The following is a 7543-nucleotide window of genomic DNA, read 5'->3' on the forward strand; positions in this document are numbered from 1 at the left end:
CCATTGCATCAAGTAAAAAACGTCTAAGTATTGATAAACAAAACGTATTAACTTCTATACAATCCAAATAATCAACGAGCAAGTACATCATTTATTGCCCCTTTAACTTGAAAATCATGCCGTACGCAGTTAATAAAAAACAAGAGGACTTAGGCATCTGATGAAAGACGAGAATTAGCATAAAGATTAGCCCAAACAGTTCAGTTCTCTCAAAACATCATCTATTGCTTACACAACTCCAAGTTTCCTTGATAATCTAAACTGGCATCCAATCCAAACAGTTTAAATATGATTTCTCTATCTTTGGCATGTTCAGGGGCTCTCAAATCATTAGTGTTTATTTCAAAAAACTTATCATTAGATTTTTCTTTGATGCAATCCTCCAAGCCATCTATATCCAAACAGAAACCTATCCCCTCGTTTCTATATGCTGGCCAATGTTCTTCCTCATATTTCTTATACTGGCTAAGGGGTATTTCTTTATAAATCAGGCCATATTGAAGATAAGCAATGTCCGAATCATTATAGTTGATACTCTTACTAACAGAAAGATAAGTGTCGTTCATGTCGACATTAGACACAGGCAGATGACCAATAATGGGGTATTGATTATAATAAATATGGTTATCCATTACTGCTTGTCCTGGAAGCGAAGAGCAGCGTTCAAGTTCTGCTATGTCGATGTCTTTTGTATCAGACATCTTATGATAAACCTTCACTATTAAAGCCGTGCCCATAAGATGCGCCAAGCCATAGTTCTTGTTTTTACGAAATTCTTCTGCCTTTCTTCTACTTACCACATCAATTATAATCTTTCCAAAGCCATAGTTTCGCCTACCAATTTTAAAAGCAAAGACATCTCCTTCTTTATACCGTTGTTTCTTTCTCGTTTCATTTTTAAACACTTCCAGCTCTCTTAAATCTTCTTCTGTGGTTTCGTTTTTCCAAGCTTCAAACCACTCATCAAAAAGTTTTTTGTTTTCTTCGCCCTCAATTCTGGCCCAATAATACGTCTTTTGCGTCGTTGCGTTGGCAATTATTACATAGCCATCGTTGTACATAAAGTACATACCTATGCGCGTAAACATCGTGGTTGCCGTATAATTCAGTTTCTTTGGCTTACCTCTTAATGTCTTAGGCAAAACAATCGTTCGGTTTTCTGTGGTTTCTACATACACATCCTCTTCTAAATACGAAAATTGTTGTGACTCAAATTCAGCATGCGTTATCTTTTTTCGAATAACATTTCCATCGAAAAACAAGGTTACATGTTTTATATCCATTCTTTCCCAATGGTCTTCTATTGGCGTAAGCCCTAGATATTTTCTTTCCTCATTCCGCAATATTATCTTTATTATATTGCGGTTTATTTTTTCTTCCTTCATCATTTATTCTCTATTATATAAAATTGTTACTTCTCAGAAAATTGAAATCACTCCAACCTTTAAACCTCTTACTAATTGAAAAGAACTATTATCTTTAAGTTGCAAAAGCCGAGAGTAACGCCCTTTTCATGTACGAGGTTCTGGACAAATTTACATAAAAATCGCGATTTACAAGCCCATGTAGACAAAATACTTTTCGGCTTTTATAGAGAAAATACATTATAAAATACCAAAAAAACAGCCCCATTTGCTTGTGGCACAACACAGTTGTGTTTCAAATCAACATATTTTTTTCCAAATGTTGCCATCAATAAACAAAGAGGGAAAGGGAGGAAGAGTTCTTTAATGAGCGGCGTTACAAGGAGAGATATAGTATTGGAAGAATACTACCAAACACTAATAAAATCTGAAAATTGAGATACATTTTTAAGAAACACATCTTCATAGTGTACTTTCGTATTTTTAATACGTATAAATCCAAAGCCGGTATCATCATGAGGATAAGCAATAAGTCCTAATTTATCAAAGACAAAAAAGCAATGTCCGTCAATTCCTTCATCCATCATCATTAATAAAGAGAACATGGATATAATATCATAATCTACATCTAGAATTTTTTTGAAACCCAAAGACAAACAATTAGGATTATCGTAAATAGAACCACTAACAATTTCCATATATCCAAAGTCTATCAGATACTTCTCTATGTATCTTACATAATTACTTATGTTGCTGTTATTTAAGTTATATTCTTCTACTTTGAAAGCATTAGAGACTATGGCTATATCGTTTGTGTATTTACTAAAAAAACGCATAAAATAATCGACCATTTTATTTGCACGAAAAATAGTGAAGGGTTTGTTTCTTTTGCAATATCCTTTCCAACCTTTACTGTCGGTATAAGAATTCAAATTAACCCATTCTTGAATATTAAAATTTGAGTTATCCATTATAGTGTACATCTTTCTATTTTATAATATTCTCCATTTCTGATACTATAATTTTCTGGGTCTTGGCTAATGAAAACTTGCCAAGGCCTACTTTCCTGTCACCTCCATGACTGTGACTAATAAAACTTCTTTCACCAAACTTCATCAGTACTTATATTCTTAGAATTGAAGTCATTGTAATTTTTAAGACACATATAAACAGAGAGGAGTCATTATCTTTATGTTGTAAAAACCAAGACGAACACTCCTCATCATGGACGAGATACTGGACAAATTTACATAAAAATCACGATTTATAACCCCATGTAGACAAAATACTTTTCGGCTTTATTGAGGAAAACTATAATGAAGTAGTCTTGACTTTTAACAGCTCTATAAATTGAGAGGTGTTTATCATCTTTGTGCAGTAAACCAAGATAAACGCCCCGATCGTGTACGAAGTACTGGACTAAGATACGATGAATTCCAAAATACTGCCACATTAGTCGGCGGTAAAACTTGGATATGTTTCAAAAGGTTATCTGGAGGGAAGTCATTCAATGCACACTCTACCAGTTGAAAACCGGCTGTCGATGGCAGATTACTTCTGCGTTTCCATGATGTTGTCTCCGTTAGTCGTGAGCAGCATGCCCTGCAACCGCTCGCCCTGGCGGGCGGTTGCCTACGTGTTTTCCGTGCCGTTGCTCATGTGCGTGTATGCGGCATTATCGGTTTTGTCTATTTTTCAGCAAGAAATTTAACACTATGAGTACCCTTTTCGTCCACCAATCGCTCACTTTGCCGCAAAAAATCGATTCTCGCGAAGGTTGTTTTTGATGCAAAAAGGGGTAGCATGTGCATGCAGTAAAATGAATTTTTATTTAAGCAAACCGCCATTTGCACCCATTTTAGTGCAATTTGCAGCAAAATGTAGCGCGTTTTGGTGCTAAATGCAATGCGTTTTGGTGCAAAACGCAAGGTGTTTTGGTGCTAAATGCAAGGCATTTTGGTGCTAAATGCAGTGTAAAATGCTGCTAAATGCGAGATGAAAAGCATAAAAATACACAGCAATGGTATAAACAAAACCCTTTAGAGCCACTAAATACATGGCTAAAAAGGGCAAAATAGCCATCAAAAAGTGGGGTTTTAGGGGCAAAAAGCAAGTAATTGGGGTTGAAAAATTGTGGGTTGGCAACCAAACTAGAAAGGCCAAATGGTGCAAAATGCAGGTATTGATCTCAAAAAAGACAAAACAAAAGGCACAAAAGGTAAGAAATAGCGGATATTTACCAACTTTATGACCAATCATTTCGCTAGAACGGAGTGAAAATTAAAGCTACATTGTAAAATAAAGATAATGATTTTAAGTTTTTGAGTTGATGGGGTTGTAAGTTAATGGTGTTGTGAGCGTGTGAGTTGATTAGCTTGTGAGTTGATGAGTTTGTGAGTTGATGAGTTTGTGAGTTGATGAGTTGCAAGTTTGCAAATTTGCGAGTTCTTGGGTTTGTAAGTTGATGCATTCGGGAGTTGTTGGTTTTCGTGAGTTTATAAGCCAGTGAGTTGATTACTCTTGATAAACGCAGAGTGGAAGTGTTTTCTTGCAATTCACTTGTTAACTCATTAACTCCTACTCTTTATCTACTTGTTGGCTCGTTAACTTTGTTTACTTGTCTACTCGTCTACTTGTCTACCCGTTAACCTGTCTACTCGTTAACTTGTCTACTCGTTAACCTGTCTACTCGTTAACTTGTCCACTCGTTAACTTGTCCACTCGCCAACTTGTCCACTCGTTAACTTTTCCACTCGCCAACTTGTCTACTCGTTAACCTGTCTACTCGTTAACTTGCCCACTCGTCAACTTTTCCACTCGTCAACTTTTCCACTCGCCAACTTGTCTACTCGTCAACTTGTCTACTTGTTAACTTGCCCACTCGTCAACTTTTCCACTCGCCAACTTGTCTACTTGTCCACTCGTCAACTTTTCCACTCACCAACGTATCCACTCACCAACGTATCCATCAACAAACGCCCCAACAGCATAAAACCATTGGGGCGTTATATATAAGTTATGAATTACTAAAATCGAAGTTAATAGGCCTTCGTCATCTTGTTCTACACCGTTTCATGGCACAAGCCATGCTCCTAAATAGAAGGGCTAAACCAGCAAAGTGCGCTAATTTAACGTCGGCTAGAAACAATGCACAACAAGTTCTTTGGCTTATTTCTTGGTCGTTTCGGCAGCCTTAATGGGCTTGTAGGCCTTGTTCAGACCTGCAACAACATCGTTGGTGATGTCGAAAGCCTTATCAGCATACAGCAAGTTGTCGCCAGCCTTGCTCAATATCAAGCTGTACTTCTTATCCTTATTATATTCGTTAAGGAAATGGCGAAGGCTATCGCGAAGGGCAGCATTATACTTTTCGGTTTCCACTTGGAACTCGTTGCTCAATCGTTGGTTCAGCCCTTGCAGGTCTGCACTCTGCTTTTGCAATCCAGCCTGAATAGCTTCGGCCTGCTCGCGCGTATAAGCGTTTTGTTGTACCTTCTGCTGGAAGTTGGCTGCTGCTGCCTGCAATGCCTGCTGTTTAGAGGCCAATGTGCTTTGAATGTTTTGGCCCTTCTTTTGCAAAATGAGCGAATAATCCTTACAGAATTTGTATTGGCTCATGATGGAATCAACTTCCACGTAAGCAATTTTCATGCTGGTGGGAGCAGCTTTAGTGTTTGATTCGCTCTTGTTTTCGGCCTGTGAGTTCTGTTTGTTGCAGGAAGTAAAAGCCAGCGTGGTCATTGCGGCCAGTGCCAACGTACCAAAAATGTTCTTCTTGTTCATTTAATTATATTTTTGTTGTTTCTTTTACAAGCTTACTCTTGTGTCCCCAATGATAAAAAAAGCGTGTGTCAAACGTTACTTGCTGAGTTGCTGCCGTGTTCGTTTACGGCAGTCGACACCGCTCTTCTAGCCTCCTTATCTTGGTCTATCACGCAATGTATGCCCTGCTTTCTTAGGCCAGGGTTGTCGTGAATATGTTGTGAAGAGAACGTACCGTTCTTTCTGAAAATCATCTTTACACATAATAATGCCACTGCAATAGCAATTATTAACAGGGATAAAGCCAAAGTTTCTGCCATTTTGTTTATTTTTGCAATCGATAAATGCCGTGTTCAAACGCTGCAAAGATAATTAATAATTTACGAAATCACTCAAAAAGAAACCAAAATATGAATAAAAGTAATTTATCTCCGAGCTGTGTCTTCGACCAGTTCAAGCAAATCAATCAAATACCACGCCCCTCTAAACACGAGGAGAGAATGGTTGAATACCTTAAAGAGTTCGCTAAAAAACACGGATTAGACGTAAAAGTTGATGCTGTGAACAACGTAATTATACGTAAACCTGCCACACCTGGCTACGAAAACAGAAAGGTGGTTATATTGCAAAGCCATACCGATATGGTGTGCGACAAGCTGGTTGACGTAGAGTTCGACTTTAACACGGATGCCATTCAGACTTATGTAGACGGCGATTGGATGAAGGCTAAGGGTACGACGCTTGGCGCCGACGACGGCATTGGCGTGGCCATGCAACTGGCCGTACTTGAAAGCAACGACATAGAACACGGCCCATTGGAATGTGTTTTCACCAGCGACGAAGAAACACAAATGACGGGCGCATCGGGTATGGAGCCCGGATTTATGACAGGCGACTGGCTCATCAACCTCGACTCGGAAGACGAAGGGGAGATTTTCGTATCGTGTGCAGGCGGCCGCAGCACGCATGCCGTGTTCCATTTTGAAAAAGAAGAGGCCCCCAAAGACTATTTCTTCTTGCAGATTTCGGTTAAGGGACTTACGGGCGGACACTCTGGCGACGACATTAACAAGAAACGCGCCAACGCCATCAAGTTGCTTACGCGATTTGTTTACTTGGAACAAGAAAAATACGATGTACGCTTGGCTAGTTTCAATTCGGGCAAATTGCACAACGCCATACCACGCGACGGACGCGTTGTAATGGCTGTTCCTAACGATGTAAAGGAGAACGTGCGCGCCGATTGGAATGTGTTCGCACATGAAGTGGCCGACGAATTCTACGTTACCGATACCGCAATGGAGTTTGCTATGGAAAGTGCCAATGCAGAAAAGGTAATGCCTGCCGACGTCAGCCGCCGCATTATCATGGCCTTGCAGGGTATAACCAATGGCGTGTTTGCCATTTGCCAAGACCCGGCTTTGGGCGGAATGGTGGAAACTTCGAGCAACATTGCCGTTGTGAAAACCACTGACAACATGGTAGACCTGCTTGCCTCGCAACGCAGTAACGTGATGAGCAACCTCACCAACCAATGCAATGCCGTTGGTGCCGTGCTGAAATTGGCTGGTGCCGAAGTGGAACAAACCGACGGCTACCCTGCTTGGCAGATGAATCCGAATAGCGAACTAACCAAGGTGGCTATCGAATCGTACAAGCGCCTGTTTAATAAAGAACCCATTGTGCGTGGTATTCACGCCGGATTGGAGTGCGGACAGTTTGCCACAAGCTATCCAGGCATGGACATGGTTTCGTTCGGACCAACGTTGCGCGATGTGCATACACCGGACGAACGCCTGCTTATCCCCACCGTACAAATGGTTTGGGACCACTTGCTAGATATTCTCAAAAACGTTCCAGCTAAATAATAATGAAGAATAAACACGTCTTTTTGTTTCTTGCCGCGGGCTTTTTTGCCCTCGCCAGCGTTGGTTGCGGCAAACGTCATTCGGCCAAAAAATTGGTTGAGAACTTCATTGACGAGCATGCACAGCAGCCGTCGGTGTCGATTACGGACGTTGGTAAACTAGATTCTACCGACCGTGTGGACAACTCCACCATAAATGCGTTGCAAGCCGATGTAAAGAATGGTGGCTTGTATAAGCCCGATACTAAATTCGGGCGACGCCCCGCGAACACCAAGACTTTGCTTATGATTCGCGTAACGCTCGAAACAAAAGACGAGAAGGGCGAGAAAAAGCAGTATAAACAAACCTTTTATCTCGACCCCGAACTAACAAGTGTGGTGGCTGTTAAGACAAACTAGCCCTACGCGCACAACAACTACGCCCCCACAAGCGTCTTATCGGCACTTGTGGGGGCGAGTTTATGACGATTTCTGAACACCGCTTGTAGCACCGCTTACATGAAAAAGCAAACCTTAAATTGAAACCTGATGTGCTTATCAGTAAGCATCC

7 protein-coding genes are annotated in these 7543 nt (G+C 40.6%); 3 read left to right on the top strand and 4 right to left on the bottom strand.

Annotation, left to right across the window (positions count from 1 at the left end):
• Nucleotides 1-221 precede the first annotated feature (221 nt).
• Complete coding sequence (locus BN93_RS14395) at nt 222-1388, bottom strand: immunity 26/phosphotriesterase HocA family protein (RefSeq protein ID WP_019189021.1); 1167 nt, start codon at nt 1386-1388, stop codon at nt 222-224.
• A 383-nt stretch (nt 1389-1771) separates the two neighbouring features.
• Complete coding sequence (locus BN93_RS14400; protein ID WP_157462896.1) at nt 1772-2335, bottom strand: hypothetical protein; 564 nt, start codon at nt 2333-2335, stop codon at nt 1772-1774.
• A gap of 1085 nt (nt 2336-3420) precedes the next feature.
• Between BN93_RS14400 and BN93_RS14415 the strand changes: the two genes are divergently transcribed.
• Nucleotides 3421-3615: a hypothetical protein gene (locus BN93_RS14415; protein WP_019189026.1), complete on the top strand. Its 195-nt coding sequence runs from the start codon at nt 3421-3423 to the stop codon at nt 3613-3615.
• Between the two features lie 917 nt (nt 3616-4532).
• On the opposite strand, the gene BN93_RS14420 is transcribed toward BN93_RS14415, so the two are convergent.
• Both BN93_RS14420 and BN93_RS14425 read right to left on the bottom strand, forming a co-directional pair.
• Nucleotides 4533-5147 (bottom strand): OmpH family outer membrane protein, encoded by a 615-nt coding sequence (locus BN93_RS14420; protein WP_019189027.1) that lies wholly within the window; start codon nt 5145-5147, stop codon nt 4533-4535.
• A 68-nt stretch (nt 5148-5215) separates the two neighbouring features.
• Complete coding sequence (locus BN93_RS14425; RefSeq protein WP_019189028.1) at nt 5216-5446, bottom strand: hypothetical protein; 231 nt, start codon at nt 5444-5446, stop codon at nt 5216-5218.
• Between the two features lie 90 nt (nt 5447-5536).
• Between BN93_RS14425 and BN93_RS14430 the strand changes: the two genes are divergently transcribed.
• Complete coding sequence (locus tag BN93_RS14430; RefSeq protein ID WP_044260982.1) at nt 5537-6994, top strand: aminoacyl-histidine dipeptidase; 1458 nt, start codon at nt 5537-5539, stop codon at nt 6992-6994.
• 2 nt (nt 6995-6996) lie between these two features.
• On the top strand, nt 6997-7392 hold the full coding sequence (locus BN93_RS14435; RefSeq protein WP_019189030.1) for a hypothetical protein: 396 nt from the start codon (nt 6997-6999) through the stop codon (nt 7390-7392).
• Nucleotides 7393-7543: the final 151 nt, after the last annotated feature.

Origin of the sequence: Prevotella conceptionensis 9403948 (assembly GCF_000312305.1) — a bacterium.
Classification (GTDB): domain Bacteria; phylum Bacteroidota; class Bacteroidia; order Bacteroidales; family Bacteroidaceae; genus Prevotella; species Prevotella conceptionensis.

Coding starts and splice junctions, on each gene's coding strand:
- BN93_RS14400 (WP_157462896.1), bottom strand. CDS start 2,335: ATGGATAACTCAAATTTTAATATTCAAGAATGGGTTAATTTGAATTCT.
- BN93_RS14420 (WP_019189027.1), bottom strand. CDS start 5,147: ATGAACAAGAAGAACATTTTTGGTACGTTGGCACTGGCCGCAATGACC.
- BN93_RS14435 (WP_019189030.1), top strand. CDS start 6,997: ATGAAGAATAAACACGTCTTTTTGTTTCTTGCCGCGGGCTTTTTTGCC.
- BN93_RS14415 (WP_019189026.1), top strand. CDS start 3,421: ATGGCTAAAAAGGGCAAAATAGCCATCAAAAAGTGGGGTTTTAGGGGC.
- BN93_RS14430 (WP_044260982.1), top strand. CDS start 5,537: ATGAATAAAAGTAATTTATCTCCGAGCTGTGTCTTCGACCAGTTCAAG.
- BN93_RS14425 (WP_019189028.1), bottom strand. CDS start 5,446: ATGGCAGAAACTTTGGCTTTATCCCTGTTAATAATTGCTATTGCAGTG.
- BN93_RS14395 (WP_019189021.1), bottom strand. CDS start 1,388: ATGATGAAGGAAGAAAAAATAAACCGCAATATAATAAAGATAATATTG.